Annotated in this window: 17 protein-coding genes; 3 read left to right on the forward strand and 14 right to left on the reverse strand. The window is 35.0% G+C overall.

Annotation, left to right across the window (positions count from 1 at the left end; genetic code table 11):
* Positions 1-39 precede the first annotated feature (39 nt).
* From BCF58_RS01045 to BCF58_RS01055, 3 genes are all read right to left on the reverse strand, one after another.
* A complete protein-coding gene (locus BCF58_RS01045; protein WP_121459948.1) occupies positions 40-699 on the reverse strand; it encodes a DUF2461 domain-containing protein in 660 nt (219 codons plus the stop codon).
* A gap of 131 nt (positions 700-830) precedes the next feature.
* Positions 831-1676 carry a hypothetical protein gene (locus tag BCF58_RS01050; RefSeq protein ID WP_121459949.1) on the reverse strand — a complete coding sequence of 282 codons (846 nt, stop codon included), beginning with the start codon at positions 1674-1676 and terminating at the stop codon, positions 831-833.
* Between the two features lie 109 nt (positions 1677-1785).
* Positions 1786-2310, reverse strand: coding sequence for a hypothetical protein (locus BCF58_RS01055; protein WP_121459950.1), 525 nt, complete (start codon positions 2308-2310; stop codon positions 1786-1788).
* Positions 2311-2822: 512 nt separating this feature from the next.
* Here BCF58_RS01055 and BCF58_RS01065 point away from each other — a divergent pair.
* Entirely contained in the window at positions 2823-3047 is a 225-nt protein-coding gene (locus BCF58_RS01065; protein ID WP_109622130.1) for a helix-turn-helix domain-containing protein, read from the forward strand.
* Between the two features lie 119 nt (positions 3048-3166).
* Here the strand turns inward: BCF58_RS01065 and BCF58_RS01070 are convergent, their stop codons facing one another.
* The 7 genes from BCF58_RS01070 to BCF58_RS01095 form a co-directional block, all read right to left on the reverse strand.
* Positions 3167-4639, reverse strand: a complete 1473-nt coding sequence (locus BCF58_RS01070; RefSeq protein WP_121459953.1) for a P-loop ATPase, Sll1717 family — start codon at positions 4637-4639, stop codon at positions 3167-3169.
* Between the two features lie 121 nt (positions 4640-4760).
* Positions 4761-6386 carry a chaperonin GroEL gene (gene groL / locus BCF58_RS01075; protein WP_121459954.1) on the reverse strand — a complete coding sequence of 542 codons (1626 nt, stop codon included), beginning with the start codon at positions 6384-6386 and terminating at the stop codon, positions 4761-4763.
* A gap of 66 nt (positions 6387-6452) precedes the next feature.
* Positions 6453-6809, reverse strand: coding sequence for a four helix bundle protein (locus BCF58_RS01080; protein WP_121459955.1), 357 nt, complete (start codon positions 6807-6809; stop codon positions 6453-6455).
* A 52-nt stretch (positions 6810-6861) separates the two neighbouring features.
* Entirely contained in the window at positions 6862-7140 is a 279-nt protein-coding gene (locus BCF58_RS01085) for a co-chaperone GroES (protein ID WP_121459956.1), read from the reverse strand.
* A gap of 174 nt (positions 7141-7314) precedes the next feature.
* Positions 7315-7446 (reverse strand): hypothetical protein, encoded by a 132-nt coding sequence (locus BCF58_RS17635; RefSeq protein ID WP_262696982.1) that lies wholly within the window; start codon positions 7444-7446, stop codon positions 7315-7317.
* 266 nt (positions 7447-7712) lie between these two features.
* Entirely contained in the window at positions 7713-10091 is a 2379-nt protein-coding gene (locus BCF58_RS01090) for a M1 family aminopeptidase (protein WP_121459957.1), read from the reverse strand.
* 65 nt (positions 10092-10156) lie between these two features.
* Positions 10157-10735, reverse strand: coding sequence for a HupE/UreJ family protein (locus BCF58_RS01095; RefSeq protein ID WP_121459958.1), 579 nt, complete (start codon positions 10733-10735; stop codon positions 10157-10159).
* A 64-nt stretch (positions 10736-10799) separates the two neighbouring features.
* Here BCF58_RS01095 and BCF58_RS01100 point away from each other — a divergent pair, with 64 nt between their 5' ends.
* Complete coding sequence (locus BCF58_RS01100) at positions 10800-11306, forward strand: DUF6702 family protein (protein ID WP_121459959.1); 507 nt, start codon at positions 10800-10802, stop codon at positions 11304-11306.
* Positions 11307-11798: 492 nt separating this feature from the next.
* Here the strand turns inward: BCF58_RS01100 and BCF58_RS01105 are convergent, their stop codons facing one another.
* From BCF58_RS01105 to BCF58_RS01120, 4 genes are all read right to left on the reverse strand, one after another.
* Positions 11799-12392, reverse strand: a complete 594-nt coding sequence (locus BCF58_RS01105) for an acyl carrier protein phosphodiesterase (RefSeq protein WP_121459960.1) — start codon at positions 12390-12392, stop codon at positions 11799-11801.
* A gap of 78 nt (positions 12393-12470) precedes the next feature.
* Positions 12471-14009, reverse strand: a complete 1539-nt coding sequence (locus tag BCF58_RS01110; protein ID WP_121459961.1) for a M12 family metallo-peptidase — start codon at positions 14007-14009, stop codon at positions 12471-12473.
* A gap of 95 nt (positions 14010-14104) precedes the next feature.
* Positions 14105-15454 carry a DNA repair protein RadA gene (gene radA, locus BCF58_RS01115; protein ID WP_121459962.1) on the reverse strand — a complete coding sequence of 450 codons (1350 nt, stop codon included), beginning with the start codon at positions 15452-15454 and terminating at the stop codon, positions 14105-14107.
* Between the two features lie 58 nt (positions 15455-15512).
* Positions 15513-16100, reverse strand: a complete 588-nt coding sequence (locus tag BCF58_RS01120) for a hypothetical protein (RefSeq protein WP_121459963.1) — start codon at positions 16098-16100, stop codon at positions 15513-15515.
* Between the two features lie 98 nt (positions 16101-16198).
* Between BCF58_RS01120 and BCF58_RS01125 the strand changes: the two genes are divergently transcribed.
* Complete coding sequence (locus BCF58_RS01125) at positions 16199-17806, forward strand: CTP synthase (RefSeq protein WP_121459964.1); 1608 nt, start codon at positions 16199-16201, stop codon at positions 17804-17806.
* Positions 17807-17844 lie beyond the last annotated feature (38 nt).

Consider the following 17844-nt stretch of genomic DNA (forward strand, 5'->3'; position numbering starts at 1 on the left):
ATACGCGGCAGAAAATTCTTAAACGGGTTTCTTTATATTTTAAAATAAAGATTCTCCATTTAAATCCGTAGTAAGCACTTCGCTCATATAATCAAAAAAAGGACGCATGGCTAATAAAGTGAGAACCGCCTCTTTCTGAAAGCCATCCGATAAGACTTCCTTATCGGTAAATTTTCTCATGACTACATATTGTTTTTTTCTGATCAGGTCTATGGCGGGATGATCCTTATCAAAACCTCTCGGGGCGGTTTTTACGGCATCCCCTTTAATCTCTTTAAAATATTGTACGAAGGTATCGTCTGAAGTGATCTTTTCAATTTCCGCGGTACTGCTTTCAAATTCTTTACGGATGCGGAGCAGGTCTTTGGCATCCGGTCCCCAGAATCCGCCTCCTACAAAGCTGTTTCCGGGTTCAATCTGAATATAGTATCCTCCTCTCAGCATCGGTTTTGAACGGGAATATCCGACCCCGAAATTAGTTTTGTATGGAGTTTGGTCCTTAGAAAAGCGGACATCCCTGTAAATTCTGAAAATATGGATTCCTTTTAAGTTGTCATGTTCCTGAAGCTCGGTATACACCTGATTGAAAAATGCTTTGTTTTCTTTTACCACCGCATCATATTCTGCTTTATGCTGGGAAAACCATTCTCGGTTGTTGTTTTTTTCTAGCTGTTTAAGGAATTCAAAGGCTTTTTTCATCTTTATGGATTATTTTTTGAAGAAGATTATATTTTGCGTTTTTCAGAATGGCTGTAATGATATCAGAAATTTCAAATAATTTTCCATTCTCAGTCCGATATTTTTGACAACAAGATATTATGATTTAAGATTTAAAAGTTTGTTTCAAAACCTTTTCGTAATGCTTTTAATTCAGGTTCTGTTAATTCCCTTTCATTAATTTCTTGCCAGAGTAATTTTGCTTTGTTTAGTTCTTTTATACCGTTTTTTTTAACAGCAGCTCCCCACATCAATATGGCAAAATCTTTTTTGTTATATAAGACTCCTTCAAAGTTTATAAAAGCACCATCATATTTTTCGACAGTATTTTTGAAGTCTAACTTTCCTCCTTTAGATTCGGTTTTAATATATTCTTCGATATTGGAATTTTCATTATCATGATTGTCAATAATTTTTTCCTTTGCAATAATTTTCACTTCCTCAATCACATCATGGTATTTTAAAATTTGAAAATCTTTATTGCCGAATTTTAAGACATCATCATTTACAATTGCGTTAGTTTTTTTAATGCCTGCTAATTCTTTTGCTCTGTTTTCTGTTATTTTTCCTTTTAGTTTTGAGGCAACCTGAAAATTTTCATTTTTACCCAGGATTATTATGTTATAGAAAAATGAGTCATCTTCTTTTTTAGGAATTAGCATCAACATTCCTTTAACATTTCCCTTGTCAGCAATCATAAAGTAGTAAGTTGGTAATTTAGTCGAAAAATTCCAATAATCATCTAAACTTGGATTTTCATTGATAAAAACTGATGATTGCTTATTGTCAATATTATCTTTAATTGTATAATAACTTGAAATTATTTCAACATTTTCGAAATTAAAACTTTCTATTTTTTCACTGTTGAATATTGGATTTCCATTTTTATCCAATTGTGAATACAATTTTGAACTTATAAGAAAAATCAAGAATATAAGTATTGATAATTGTTTTTTCATCGTATTTGTAATATTTCCGCTAATGCCTCAAATTTACGCATTACACCAATATTATAAATATACAATCGCAATAATGTTGTTTTAGTTTTTGTGAATTTTTGTAAAAAACTTATTTTTTCTCCCTTCTTTCAAGAATGAGATACCCCGCATCCAGCATTTTGGTCAGATGAATGTACGGGCTTATCATATTCCTTTCCGGCAGATGGTTATGGATTCCCAGTGAAAAATAGACCATCCCGGAAATAAAATACTCAAATTCTTTGATACTGTATTCTTTGAACGCTTTTTTAAATACCAACAACGGATGTTGGTATTCTTTCTCCGAAAGCAGGCCAAGAACCAGTGGAGAGACTTCTTCCAACTGAATATTAACGGTCTTTTTCCTTTCCTGCAATGTGATGAGGTAACCTGCCCGGATGAAAGACCGCATAGCCCGGTGAAAATGAAAAATGACGGAGGGGTCTTCTTTTATCCGGCTATATCTTTTGACGGCATGGTTCATAATGCTGTTTAGCTGTTCTTTAGATGCTGAAAGTTCATTCAGCTGGAAAAAGGTTTCCATGAGCTGTAAGCCGCAATGTTTCCTGCGATATTTCCCAAGCCGAAATTGAAAGTCTGTTTTGTTTTTTTTCATGAATTTGTATTTTTTACTGTACGATTTTACTGGCCGTAAAGGAGGAAGTCCGCCTGAACTTCCTGCCATACAAGCCATAAATATGATAGAATTTGTGTTTTTTAAAGCCCTAAAGCCGCAATGGATTGTGCACTCCATTGTACCGTATCATGATACTTTATGTTGTAAAGCAGGCTTAGAAAAAGATGATTGTAGAAGAACAGAACGGCATGAAAATAAAAACGGCATGGAACTCTACAATATCCGTAATAGAGGTACTGGTATACCCACACACAGGATAAGAGAGCCCACGCCTAGGTCGTGAGCTTCTGCTTATCGTCTCGTGTGTTTAAAAATTACCAGTTTTCTATTACAAGATTCTAAGCAATAGCTTCTATATTTTGTTGAAGTATCGCAAAGCTACATTTATTGTAGCTTATGGTACAAATATAATATAATTTTCTAATTGTAGGTTAATTCAACTACATTTTTTTATTGTAAACTTTCCAAATTGCTTGATAATGGTATTTACAATGGACAAAATTGAATTTCGAATAGCTTTTGGGAAAAGAGTTGAAAAATTTAGAAAGAAGATGGGATTAAGCTATCGTGAGTTAGCTCAAAAATGTGATGTTGACCATAGTAATATCAGCAAAATTGAAAAAGGAGAAGTTGACTTAAGGATTTCAACAATACAGGAGTTAGCGAAAGGTTTAGAAGTTCATCCTCAAGAATTATTCGATTTTAAAATCGAATAAGACAAGCTCCAAAGTCTGAAGACTTTGGAGCTTGTTTTTAAAGAGGTATTTTATTTTGCTGAGGTAAAGTCATAGACTTTGCGAAACGGGAAAGTTGAAAATCGATGTTTCTTTACAATTTATATTTCTATAATTTTGTTTTCAATCATATGCCTAATTTTAGGATCAATAACATTATAAACATATTGTTCGTCTGTCATTTTAATGAAATTAAAATCAGACATGATTTTGATGTATGAATTCGCTGTGGCTGGATTGACTTTTAAAACAGATGCTAAGTCATTTGATCTTAATTTTGTTTTTGCAGTCTTGAGCAACCTATTAATATTTCTAAAAACATCATCTTTTGAATTTCTATTAGATGGAAATAATGCATAATATTCATATTCCTTACAAAACTTTAGTTTTCCATTATTAATTGCTTCATGAGTGAAAAAGGTACTGGAACTATTAATAACAGATTGTTCATCGTAAATATTTGCTAGTAAATGGAACAAATCTCGAGGTGAATAATTTGCTAATTCAATAATCCCATTTTTTTCATTTCTATCAACTAAAAGGTCATCAATTTCTTTTGAATTGTTAGAAAAAAAACCAATTCTTTTGTTTATAATTTCAGTGATTTCTTCATTAGTCCAAGTTACATCGATAGGCCGGAATTTATCAAAGCGAACCCCTCGCGATGCTAAAACGTTTCTAACTTCATCCCATATACTAAATACCAAACCAAAATCATTTTGCATTAAAAGATTTGTATCTTTTAGTATTTCTTCGATAAAGTTGCAAACATCATTAATTGAACCTTTTAAATTTCGATTTTCATCAATCTTATCAATTAGAATAACAACATTTCTGTAGCCAATTTTTTTTATAATTTTACATAAATCAATTAAAATTTCTTTTAATGAATTGTATTCAAAATCTTTTATAGTTAATTTTTTCTCAGGAGTAGAAATTTTAAATTCTGGAAAATAATTCTTATAAAAATTTTGAGTTTGAACTTTAGGTAAACCAAGTGATTTTGCTACAGAATCAGAGAAAATTTCTATTCCTCCAGAAATTAAAAGATTTATTGGCTTATTTAGATAAGAATTAAAAAAATCCTTTAGCCAATTCTGCGTTTTGAAACGCTTTACTTTATTGTTTCTATCCAGATATTCTTTTTTACTTAAAGTTTTAAAAAACTCTTCTATAATGAATGATAGTTTCTCTTTCTCAAATTTATTAAGTTTTTTTAGTAAACTAGGATTTTTTGCTAATATTAAGCTAAAGTCAGAAGTAATTCCTTGTATAATTTCAAATATGAAATATTTTTCATTATCCTTTTTGGGAATGTTCTCGAAATTATCTAAAAGAAAAGTATATACCTCCTCATTTTCAAGAGCATTTTTTAACTGTAATATTAATGCTGTTTTTCCACTTCCTCTTGAACCTATGATAAAACGGCTACTTGCATCTTTCAGATTACTATAAAGAGAATTAAAGTATTTAGGTATGACATAAATTGAATCTAAATACTCTATTTCTTCTTCTGCTGAAAATTTTGAAAATAAATTTGTAGTTAGTCCCAGAGATTGATATAATTCTTTCATAAGTGGTTATTGTTTTATTTACATTAATATTCAAATTTACGAATTAGGTTGGTACAAAATAAGAAAACCGCCCTACAAAAGTAGAACGGCTTATATATTAATTTGCCTCGGTCGCTGACCGTTACATCATTCCCGGCATTCCTCCACCCATTGGCATGGCTGGTTCGTCTTTTTTCACTTCAGTGATTACACATTCAGTAGTTAAAAGCATTCCTGAAACAGAAGCTGCATTTTCAAGGGCAACTCTTGTTACTTTCGTAGGGTCAATGATTCCTGCTTCAAGCATGTTTACATACTCGTCAGTTTTAGCATTGTATCCGAAATCTCCTGTACCTTCCGCTACTTTAGCAACGATTACAGAACCTTCACCACCTGCGTTAGCAACGATTTGTCTTAAAGGCTCTTCGATGGCTCTTTTTACGATTTTGATCCCTGTAGTTTCATCAGCATTAGCTCCGGAAAGATTTTCCAATGAAGTGATTGCTCTTACCAAAGCAACACCACCACCAGCAACGATACCTTCTTCTACAGCAGCTCTTGTTGCGTGAAGAGCGTCGTCTACTCTGTCTTTTTTCTCCTTCATTTCCACTTCAGAAGCAGCACCTACATAAAGTACAGCAACACCACCAGCTAATTTAGCCAGTCTTTCCTGAAGTTTTTCTTTGTCATAATCAGAAGTGGAAGTTTCCATCTGAGCTTTGATCTGGGAAACTCTTCCTTTGATCTTGCTCTCGTCACCACCACCGTTTACGATCGTTGTGTTATCTTTATCAATAGACACTTTCTCAGCAGTTCCCAACATATCCAAAGAGATGTTTTCCATCGTGAAACCTTGCTCTTCAGAAATAACCTGTCCACCTGTTAGGATGGCGATATCTTCTAACATTGCTTTTCTTCTGTCTCCGAATCCCGGAGCTTTTACCGCAGCAATTTTAAGAGAACCTCTCAATTTGTTTACTACTAAAGTTGCCAAAGCTTCTCCTTCCACTTCTTCAGAGATGATCAATAAGGATTTACCTCCTTGTGCGATTGGCTCAAGAACAGGAAGCAATTCTTTCATGGAAGAGATTTTCTTCTCTACCAAAAGGATGTATGGATTTTCAAGTTCAGCTAACATTTTCTCAGGATTTGTCACGAAGTAAGGCGACTGGTATCCTCTGTCGAACTGCATTCCCTCTACAACATCAACAGTTGTATCAGTACCTTTTGCTTCTTCTACAGTAATTACTCCTTCTTTACCTACTTTTCCGAACGCTTCAGCGATCAGAGAACCGATGGTATCGTCGTTGTTTGCAGAAATAGAAGCTACCTGCTTAATTTTTTCAGAAGAATCTCCCACTTCCTGAGATTGAGATTTAAGATTGGCAACTACTGTTGTTACTGCTTTATCAATACCTCTTTTCAGATCCATTGGATTTGCACCTGCAGCTACGTTCTTAAGACCTTCTCTTACGATAGCCTGTGCCAATACAGTAGCGGTAGTTGTACCGTCTCCTGCGATATCATTAGTTTTGGAAGCTACTTCTTTTACCATTTGAGCTCCCATGTTTTCTACTTTATCTTCAAGTTCGATTTCTTTTGCTACAGAAACACCGTCTTTAGTAACGTGAGGAGCACCGAAAGATTTTTCAATCACTACATTTCTCCCTTTAGGTCCTAAAGTTACTTTTACTGCATTTGCCAATGCATCAACACCTCTTTTTAAAGCGTCTCTAGATTCAATATCGAATTTAATATCTTTTGCCATAATGTTTAGCTTTTGGCGGCTTGCCTTTGGCTTTTAGCGTAAGCAAGTCGCAAGTTTAATTATTTTTTAATTTGTTTTTAGTTTGTTCCAAAGCGTTACAAGCTTCTTTTTCAATATTGTTAATTCTTCCAGAAGACTTTGGTAATCATTTTCATTAATGTATCCTAAATCTTTTGCAAGAACTAATTGGTTTTCAGCTTCATTGGACGATCCTAATGCAATGTTAATAAAATTAGCAAACTCTTTATCTGAATTTCTGCCGCTCCCTTCTGAAATATTATATCCAATTGAAGCGAACGATCTTCTGATCTGAGAAGTGAGCCCAAAAATTTCTTCTTTAGGAAAATTTTTAGTCAAAGTATACATTTTTAAAGTGAGCTGATGGCTTAATTGCCAAACTTCAAACTTTTTAAAATCTCTCATAAAGCTAATTTTATGCAGAAACGCCATTAGCCAAAAGCCAATAGCAAGAAGCCTATCCGATGATTCCCAATAAATCAGATTCTCTTACGATTAAGTAATCTTTTCCTTCCAATTTTAATTCGGCTCCTGAATATTTTCCGTAAAGTACTTTGTCACCTACTTTAACTGTTGTAGGCTCATCTTTTTTACCAGGACCTACTGCTACTACCGTACCTTCTTGTGGTTTTTCTTTTGCCGTGTCCGGAATAATAATACCTGAAGCTGTTTTAGTTTCTGCAGCAATTGGCTCTATTAGAACTCTGTCTGCCAATGGTTTAAAGTTTACTGACATAATATATCTGTTTTAAATTTTATTACTGTCTTGAATTTCTCTAAATGTATGCCAAGTACCTGAAACGAAATTTTTGGCAGAGTTTTATTTCCGGATGTGAAAATTTGGCAGAAAAATGAAAAAACAAAAGCCGGAAACTTCCGGCTTTTGTTTTTTCATTTTAGTAATGTTGGATTAAGGACAATTCTGTCCGGGTCCGATCCATAAAATACATTTCCCCTGATCATTGTATTCACAACAAACGGTTCTTGCGCCTCCGAAAATAACTTTTTGGGCGTCTCTGCTTAATGATTTGGCATTTTTCATAAGTAATATTTTGTTTTTTAGCACCCCTGAACATTTTACGTCAATCAGGACCTTTGACTTTTGGTGTTTTAAAAATAATTTTTTTTATCTTAATGGATATTGTTCGATGTCCAAAAGAGGTATAATGACGACGAAAAACAAGTTTTAGCATTCTTATGAAGATCTGGAAGAAAAAAAGCCACTCTGTCCGGAGGGCTTGGGCTATAAAAATTAAAAAAAGTATTCAAGTTCTGAATACTTTTTTTAATGAATTTTATTTTTTACAATTAATTTTTCTTTCCGGCGGCCTGCATCGGGTTTACTTTTCCATTGGCTCCCCCTCTTATGCCGTCTTGCTGTTTCTGTTTGAACACCTGGAATTTTGAAGATTCAGAACCGGATCCGCCATCACTCCAGAAATTGTTTGACGTATCAATATCTGCTGTTTCTCTCATCGGGTCCAGTTGGATGGATTTCACTTTTTTATTGAAATAATAAGTCTTTGAAACTTTTTCCTCATCATGTCTCCAGATTTGCGCAGAAGACTTGTCATGTAATTTTGAACCGTCTTCAAAAGTGAATTCAAGAATAATTGGCATTACCAGTCCGCCTTTATTGGCAAAATCGATCTGATAGGCAGTGATATTTTTGAATTTCTCTTTATCTTTTGTATCAAGACTTGCCATATTATCAACCTTGAAAGAGTACTCTTTATTGGTGTCCACTTTTTCCTGTCCTCTGTCATAGCGGTAATAAAAATCCTGTACGTCTTTATCTTTGTCTACGTAGAACGTAATGTTTTTATCTTCTCTGTTTCTGATTTTTGAGATATCTTCAAAATCATTCTGTACAGGCTTATCCACTTTATATTTTACTTCGTTGGATTTTGGAACGGCATCCAGATCCGGTGTTGCAATCGTAACTTTTTCAATGGCAATATCCACAGGGTCTGTTCCGTAAAACCATCCTCTCCAGAACCAGTCAAGGTCTTCGCCGCTTGCATCTTCCATTGTTCTGAAGAAATCTGCAGGTTCAGGATGTTTGAAAGCCCATCTCTTGGAATAGGTTTTAAAAGCCTTATCAAAAAGTTCTCTGCCCATGATGGTTTCACGAAGGATATTCAATCCGGTGGCCGGTTTTGAATAGGCATTCGGTCCGAAATGAGTAATATTTTCCGAGTTGGTCATAATAGGTTCCAGCTGATCTTTCGGAAGCTTCATATAGTCTACAATCGTCCATGCCGGACCACGTTTTGAAGGGAATTTATTGTCCCACTTTTCTTCCGTAAGATATTCTACAAAAGTATTTAATCCTTCATCCATCCAGCTCCATTGTCTTTCATCGGAGTTGATGATCATCGGGAAGAAGTTGTGTCCTACTTCGTGGATAATTACACCAAGCATTCCATTCTTGATTCCTTCGGAATACGTTCCGTCTTTCTCGGTTCTCCCGTAATTGAAGCAGATCATAGGGTATTCCATTCCGTTGGCTGCTTCCACAGATTGTGCTACAGGATAGGGATAAGGAATAGTGAATTCCGAATATGTTTTAATAGTGTGGGCCACTGCTTTAGTAGAGTATTTTCTATATAATCCGTAAGATTCCTTAGGATAGAAGCTCATGGCCATTACTTTATTGTTGTTCTCAGGAATCGTAACGCTCATACCGTCCCAAACGAATTTTCGGGAAGACGTCCATGCAAAATCTCTTACGTTGCTTGCTTCAAACGTCCATGTTTTTCTTTGTTTTGAATGATTTTTTTCTGCTTTTTTCGCTTCATCCAGGGTTACGATTTCCACTGGCTCATTAGCATTTTGTGCCTTTCTGTATCGGGCTAACTGATCTGAAGATAAAACTTGTTCGTAATTTTTACATTCTCCTGTACCGCCCACAACGTGATCTGCAGGGACATTCATAGACACTTTGAAATTTCCGAATACCAAAGCAAATTCACCTCTGCCGGTGAACTGGTGGTTTTGCCATCCCTGGAAATCACTATAAACGCACATTCTGGGATACCATTGAGTCATAGTATAAAGATCATTTCCGTCTTCAGGGAAATTTTCATAACCTCCACGTCCTCCTTTCGCTATCCTGTTGGGAATATTGTAGTTCCAGTCTATTTTAAAGACAAATTTTTCACCTTTTTTTAAAATTTTCGGAAGGTCAATACGCATCATTGTTTTGTTGACCACGTATTTTAAATTATTTCCCGAAGCATCCGTCACCTTCTCCAGGTTTACACCATACCCGTTGTCTTTTGCAGGAAGATCGGTAGTTCTCAACTGCTGATCGCTGGCCATTCTTGGAAGGGTGGATGAGTTGTCATAATCCGCATTTTTAATATTGGATTGCTGGTTTTCATCCAACTGCAGCCATATATAATCCAGATCGTCTGGCGAATTATTGTAGTAAGTAACTGTTTCGGAACCTTTCAGATTTCTTTTGTCTTCATCAAGGTACGCCGAAATTTCATAATCTGCCCTGTTTTGCCAGTATCCTTGTCCGGGTGCACCTGAAGCAGCTCGGTAAATATTGGGAGTAGGAAGAATGGTTCCCAATTGTTCAAATTTATTTCCGTGATTGCTTCCCGGATTATTTTGAATATTTTGAGCCGTTAAGCCTATATAAGCAAATGCTGAAAGTAAAGTTACTTTTAATTTCATGACAAAATTGTTTAGAATTTTCAAATATAATAATAAGTAGTTGAAAAGTTGAAAATGTTTCAATACTAAAAGGGAATTCTTTCCAACGCCATTTTTAATGATAAGGCGAATACCCCTGATGAGACAAAAAGGATCCAGTCTTTTTTATTTACCTTGAACACATTCAATAACATAAAGAGTAGAATAAGAATTGCCAGTACAATTAGTATTTGACCCAGTTCCAGTCCAATATTGAATCCCAGAAGCGGAATCGCAATGCTTTGACTTTTAGCAATCATCACTCTTGCGGTATTGGCGAATCCCATTCCATGGATAAGCCCAAAGACTAGGGCCAGGTAATAATTGGCCTTCATCAGGGTCTGTTTTTTGTTTTTCATGATGATATTATCTAATGAAGTCAAAACTATAGTTAGAGGAATCAGGAATTCAACCCAGTCTGAAGGAACCCGGAAAATATCTAAAATACTTAACGCCAGGGTAATGGAATGGCCGATAGTGAAAGCTGTTACAAGAATCAGAATTTTCTTCCAGTCCTGATAAGAGTATACTGCGATCAGAGCTAATACAAAAAGCTGATGGTCTAAGGCGTCTAATGAAATAATGTGTTCCCAGCCGAGGTTCAGATAGAATAAAAAATCCTGCATCATAGAATATTATATTAAAGCTTACGAAAATAATGATTAATTTCGGAACAAATTTCAACAGACAATGGGTAAAAAAATATTTCTGATTATAGGAATTCTGTTTTTTTCTTTACAGGCTTTCGCAAAAGATATTCATCCGTATCATGTGGGTTCTGTAGAAATCAGCTATAATTCAAAATCGAAAACATTTGAAATTACCGGGCGTTTTTTTCTTGACGACCTGGAAAATGCATTGAATAAAAAATACGGAAAGTCACTTCATTTTAATGATCCAAAATATAAATCGCTACTTAATGAGGCCTTAAAAGGTTATTGTGCAGAGTATCTGAAGCTAAAAACCAATAACAAATTTTTAAAGATTGATTATCTGGGATATGAGGAAGATAATGAATCTGTAAATATTTTTTTGGAATCGGAAGCGGTTGATCATCCTAAAAAGATAGAAACAGCCGTAAGTTTTTTATATAACCTGTTTGATGATCAAATCAATATTGTACATATCATCGCATATGGGGAAAGAAAAAGTGAAAAACTGACTTATCCTGATCGTTATTTATACAAACAATTCTAACTTTCTATCTATTTTTTCAAGGAACAGTATTGTAATCACATATACTGTTTTACACTTTTGTGTGAATTATTTTATTTAATAATGATTTATTTAATAGTCTGATAATCAGTTTTTTTAATTTTTATAGCAGGTAGGTGACGATAATGAATGCAAATTAATATTTGTTAATGTACTTGTTTTTAAAGTATTTTTATTAAATTTGTGTTAATAAGTTAAAATATCATAAAAAATAATACAGGATTTATTATTTATTGTTTACTTTTATATAATATTTAAATTAAATTTATTATTAATGATATTTTTTTAATTATTTGTCTGATAAAATAATAATTTTTTGTTTAGGTAGGGATTAGTTCAATGTGGATTTAACAAATAACTATTAAAAAATAACCTTGAACCCTCAATTTTTTGTCTGGAGACAGACGCAGAATTCTATTAACACAAATAGTAAAAAACACTTACTCCCGTGAGTGTTTTTTTTATTTAATTATTTTAATTTTCCAATTGAAGTAGGCTGTTCATTCCTTTAACATGTGCTTCCAGGTCAGGAAAAAAGGTGTCATAACATTGTTGAAGAATATCTTTGTTTTGGAGGAATATATTAAATACCGGAATGTCTTTATCTAAATATTTAGCTTTATGAAGAACATTTTGCATACTGAATTGTATGCCCTGGTTTTCACGGTAATTATACAGCCAGTCATCCTGTTCCATTCTTATTAACATCCTTTTTAGATTCTCCGGGAGCCATATTTCATATTCATGAAGAACTCTGTATACTTTCAGGGAATGTTCTTTCCAGCCATGAAGCGAGTTCAGGGTGAGATCGTTGGCTACGAAATAATCCATGGCAACATCTACAAATGCTCCCGAATATAATCTTACAAGAGGACTGAATATTTTTTTAGCTTCATGGATAGCCGGGTGAGAATCTGTAAACGTATCAATAGCTCTGTGCAATGTAATTCCCTCCTGAATATCCCTGGGAAAAGAAAAACGCTCTTTATTGGGAATAAAGTCTTCTAAAAACTGTCCGACAATCTGTCCGTCAGAAAAGGTGAGAAATGAGTGAGCCAGATAATTCATATACCAATATAACACATAAAATTAAATCCTCCGAATATTTTATTGATTCGGAGGATTTAAATAATATTTTTTTGAAGATTATTGGACAATAAATTTCTTATTTCCAATCAACGTATTTTTTTCATCATAAATGCTAAGGAAATATTCTCCGGAAGCAAGACCTTTTAAATGGATACTTTTTTCTGAAGTAGTCAGTAAGAGCTGGCCAAGAGAGTTGATTACTTTGAATGAATACTTTTTGTTATCATTAATGGAAATGTGAATAATATCTTTTGCCGGATTAGGATATAAAATAAATTCTTTAGATTTAAAATTGATATCCGCTGTAGCTAAATTAGCTTCAGGCATAAAATTCGAAACCACACACGCAAAACGGGAAAAGCCGAAAGCTTCATCTGAAGGATTTGTATTCCCTATAGCAATTCCTGTAGGTTCCGTATTGTAATTGACGTTCGGGTTTGCCCAACGGTTGATTCTGGTACAACTGATGGAAGCAGCAGTACACTGATCATTATAAGCCATAATAGTTCTCCATCTTTGAGAAGAAGCGCTGGCTGTTCCTAAAGTAATGGCTGTCTGATTAATATAGCCGTGTTGGTGACTGCAAGGAAGAGAGCCTGTTGCAACATACCAGTCATGATTAAGCCCCATATTATGTCCCATCTCGTGAGCTAAAGAATAATTGGATACTACACAGTTATAGATGGTCACAGAAAAAGCAGCGTTACTACTGTAGTTGGTAGGATTCGTATTAAGGTTTCCTAAACCACAAGTGTTCGTTGGAGTAGAGGTAACCAGACTGCAAAGATCTGCTCCATATGTCGTTCTCAAGGTGTGTACATCATCCATATAAGAGTCGCCGTTGGTTCTGAATCTTGTAAGGTCTGTATTGATATTCCCAGACTCTGTATAGGATATTTCCCCCGAATATACCAGGTTGATAGTGGTGTTGGTAACTCCGGAATTAATAAGTGCCGTATTGAAATTAGTAACAGCAGTAGCAATTAGGGTATTACTTTGTGAAACTCCGCCCCAGACTGTTCTTGCTGCGGTAGTGTATACAACCATTACATCGATTCTGGTTGCACTGCATACCGGAGTAGATGCGGAACATACATCGGCATTAACTTTATTGGCATTGTCTAAAATTGAAGGATCTAAAACATAATCATTTTTAGAATCCTGGCTGATCATTTTTTCATCACTTACTACCGATAGGGCAAAAACGTCTCCCTTAGTTTGGTGAAACATCACTTTTTCTGTACCGGAAGCATACATTCCGGTCACAATATTGTCGTATTTTGAGAGTACTAATTCTGCGTTGGGAGAATTCACTATATCATAAACATACGATTCTGTACCGTTGCTGTATCTGAAAATACGATTGAATTTAGCGGTAATCTCTTTATTGGTGGGAAGCGCGATCTGTAGGTCAGACTGTAAATTGAAAGCTGGTTGCAGATAATACTTCGTTAAAGTATAATTAGAAGCAAGTTCTTTATGTATTTTTTGTTCAGTAGGTAAATTATTTTCATTAATGATATTCTGGAAAACTTTATTTTGGGCAAAGAACAAGCCTGTACAAAAAATCAACAAAGCTGTAAATTTTGTTTTCATAATTATTTAGTTTTAAAATGGTTTTAGAGACAAATATATAAATAAGAGTTTTATAATATAAATAGTTAGCTTAAGGTTGTAATAGCTGGATAAGTTTAAAAAAGCCTTTCATGAAATTCTTCAATTTTACTTACCTCTTCAATTTTGATCCCGAATTTCTTCTTGGAAATTTTGTTAAGATTGGAAATGAAAATTTTCTCATAACCCAGTTTTTCAGCTTCAGAAATCCTTTGTTCAGCTTGTGCGATAGGACGAATTTCACCGCTCAAACCAATCTCGCCCGCAAAACAAAAATGTTCAGAAATAGCAATGTCTTCATTGGAAGATAGGATAGACGCTACAACAGCTAAATCTAAAGCCGGATCGTCCGTTTTAATTCCCCCTGTAATATTCAGGAAAACATCTTTGGCTCCCAATTGGAATCCTGCTCTTTTTTCCAGGACGGCGAGAAGCATATTCAGTCTTTTAGCATCAAAACCTGTTGAACTTCTTTGTGGAGTTCCATAAACGGCAGTACTCACCAAAGCCTGGATCTCTAATAACATAGGACGGTTTCCTTCCAATGTTACCGCAACAGAATTTCCGGAAAGCTCTTCGAATTTCTTGGTGATTAAAATTTCAGAAGGATTTTTGATTTCTCTCAGCCCTTGTGCAACCATTTCGTAGATTCCGATTTCAGCAGTTGAACCGAAACGGTTTTTATTGGCTCTCAACAATCTGAAAAGGTGGTTTCTGTCCCCATCGAAATTCAAAACGACATCTACCATGTGCTCCAGAACTTTCGGTCCTGCAATTTGGCCGTCTTTAGTAATGTGACCTACAAGAAAAACAGGAGTGTTATTTTCTTTGGCATATTTGATGATCTCATTGGAACATTCCCTGATCTGGGAAACGGTTCCCGGTGAACTTTCAATAAGCTGGGACTGTAAAGTTTGAATGGAATCTATGATGATAAAATCGGGTTCCAGCTTTTTGGCTTCGTGAAGAATTTTCTCCAGTGAAGTTTCAGTGAAGAGAAAACAATTGGGATTCTGAATTTCTGTTAATCGGTCTGCCCTCATTTTGATCTGAGACGCACTTTCTTCCCCCGAAACGTAGAAAATCTTTTTCTTCATTTTCAAAGCAAGCTGAAGAAGAAGGGTGGATTTTCCGATTCCGGGTTCTCCACCGATCAGAGTGACCGAACCTAAAACAATTCCGCCGCCCAATACACGATTGAGTTCTTCAGAAGGGGTTTTAATTCTTGGTTCTTCACTGGTTTCAACCTCAATAATATTAATGACGTGCTGTTTCGATTTTGATGAAGGAAGGCTTTTATGGGAGGGTTTTTCTATCACTTCCTCCACCAAAGTGTTCCATTGCCCGCAATTTTTGCATTGCCCCATCCATTGGGAATACTGGGTTCCGCAGTTTTGACAGAAATATGCTGTTTTAAGTTTTGCCATACCGCGAAGTTCTTGAAAATTTTTTAATTTCTTTCTTTTGAGTTGATTTAAAGATCTCCTAAGACTCTTTTAAATTTTGTCTTAGCTCTTTCAGATTATTCAACACATCTTCTGAGGAAGGTATCATAGGAATTTGTGATTCAATTCTTTCAACTAAGCTCTGGAATGTAGCTTCATTATTCAATACTTTTAGGCTGTATTCAAAAGGATATAGAGAAAGTACCCCGCCATTGTTATTATATTTTAAGGTAAGGCCCCTTAAAGGATATTCAGGTTCCGAATCCTTATATAATATAAAATCAAAATTCTTGATAAGATATTGTGAAAAAACAATTGCTAAATTTAATATGACCATTGAATCCGCCATTTGGAAATTCTGGCAATAAGCATGGAAACCCGGACCTTCATGAATGATTTGATCCAAATTGACTGGATGGTTAATAATAGTATGCTTTTGAGAGATATGATTATCTATGTAATAACTTTCGATCATTTTTATACTGTCGTCGAAAGACATTTCATATATATTTTGTTCGGTATATCTTTTGTCAAAATATTCCGTTGAATAAACACCGGAAATACTTGCCGGACTTTCATTATGCGGGGTGTGTTTTCTTGAGGAAAAGATTTTTTTGAAAAAATTCATGTATTGATTATATTAAGTTTTAAAACAAATATATGAAATATTAAAATCGGGTTTGACTTGTATCTCTTTTTCCCCTAACTTTGCACAAACCTAATCTAATGAGTAAAAAGAATACAAAATACATCTTTGTGACAGGAGGTGTAACTTCATCTTTGGGAAAAGGAATCGTTTCTGCTTCTCTGGGACTACTACTAAAATCACGCGGTTTTAATGTAACGATCCAAAAACTAGATCCTTATATCAACATCGACCCAGGAACACTGAATCCTTATGAACACGGAGAATGCTATGTAACCGAAGATGGTGCGGAGACGGATCTGGATTTAGGTCATTACGAGCGATACTTAGATGCTCCCACTTCCCAAAACAACAACGTTACTACAGGAAAAATTTACCAGACTGTTATTGAAAAAGAAAGAAAAGGAGACTTTTTAGGAAAAACAGTTCAGGTAATTCCCCATATTACTAACGAAATCAAGCGTAGAATTAAAATTCTTTCCAAGCAGAACTACGATATCATCATTACGGAGATCGGAGGAACTGTGGGAGATATTGAATCCCTTCCTTATATTGAAACTGTCCGCCAGCTGAAGTGGGAATTGGGAGAGAAGAATTCTATGGTCATCCACTTGACCTTATTGCCATATCTGGCTTCAAGTGGAGAATTAAAAACAAAACCGTCACAACATTCCGTTCGTCAATTGATGGAAAGCGGAATTATGGCAGATGTATTAGTCTGCAGAACGGAACATAAAATTCCAAAAGATCAGAGAGCAAAATTGGCTCAGTTCTGTAACGTTCCTTTAGATAATGTCATTGAATGTAAAGATTTGGATACGATCTATGAGGTTCCGATGTATCTTCAAAAGCAAAATTTTGATGATGTAGTTTTAAAAGGGCTGGATCTTAAAAGCGATAAAGATGCTGATCTTAAAGACTGGAAAAATTTCCTTAAGAAATTCCAGAACCCTAAAAAGACAGTGGAAATTGCATTGGTAGGTAAATATATTTCTCTTCAGGATTCTTATATCTCTATTGCTGAAGCTTTCAAACATGCAGGAGCAGACCTGGAAACAGGTGTGAAAGTAAGATGGGTATACAGTGGAGATATCACAGAAGAAAATATCAAGGAAACTTTAAAAGGAGTGAACGGAATTCTGATTGCTCCGGGCTTCGGAGACAGAGGAATTGAAGGAAAAGTTCTTACCGCACAATATGCAAGAGAAAACAAAATTCCAATGTTGGGAATCTGTTTAGGTATGCAGATTATGACGATTGAGTTTGCAAGAAATGTCCTTGGACATTCAAAAGCCAACTCTATGGAATTCGATACAGCTACGCCGGATCCTGTGATTTCATTAATGGAAGAGCAGAAGAATATTGTGGACAAAGGAGGAACTATGCGTCTTGGAGCTTGGAAATGTGCTTTGAAAAACGGTTCTAAATTATCAGATATCTACGGAAGCAAAAATATTTTGGAGAGACACCGTCACCGTTATGAATTCAATAGCGATTATCTGCAGGATTTCGAAAAGAAAGGCTTTTTTGCTACAGGGACAAACCCGGAAACAGGATTGGTTGAAGCCCTTGAAATGCCGGACCATCCGTTCTATGTAGGAGTACAGTACCATCCGGAATATAAAAGTACGGTAGCAACACCGCATCCTTTATTCAGAGCTTTTATTAAAGCTTGTGCATCGAAATAAAGTAATTACATACGATAAACGTCTTACTTTAAACTCAG

This window comes from Chryseobacterium defluvii, from assembly GCF_003634775.1.
Taxonomy (GTDB): Bacteria; Bacteroidota; Bacteroidia; order Flavobacteriales; family Weeksellaceae; genus Chryseobacterium; species Chryseobacterium defluvii.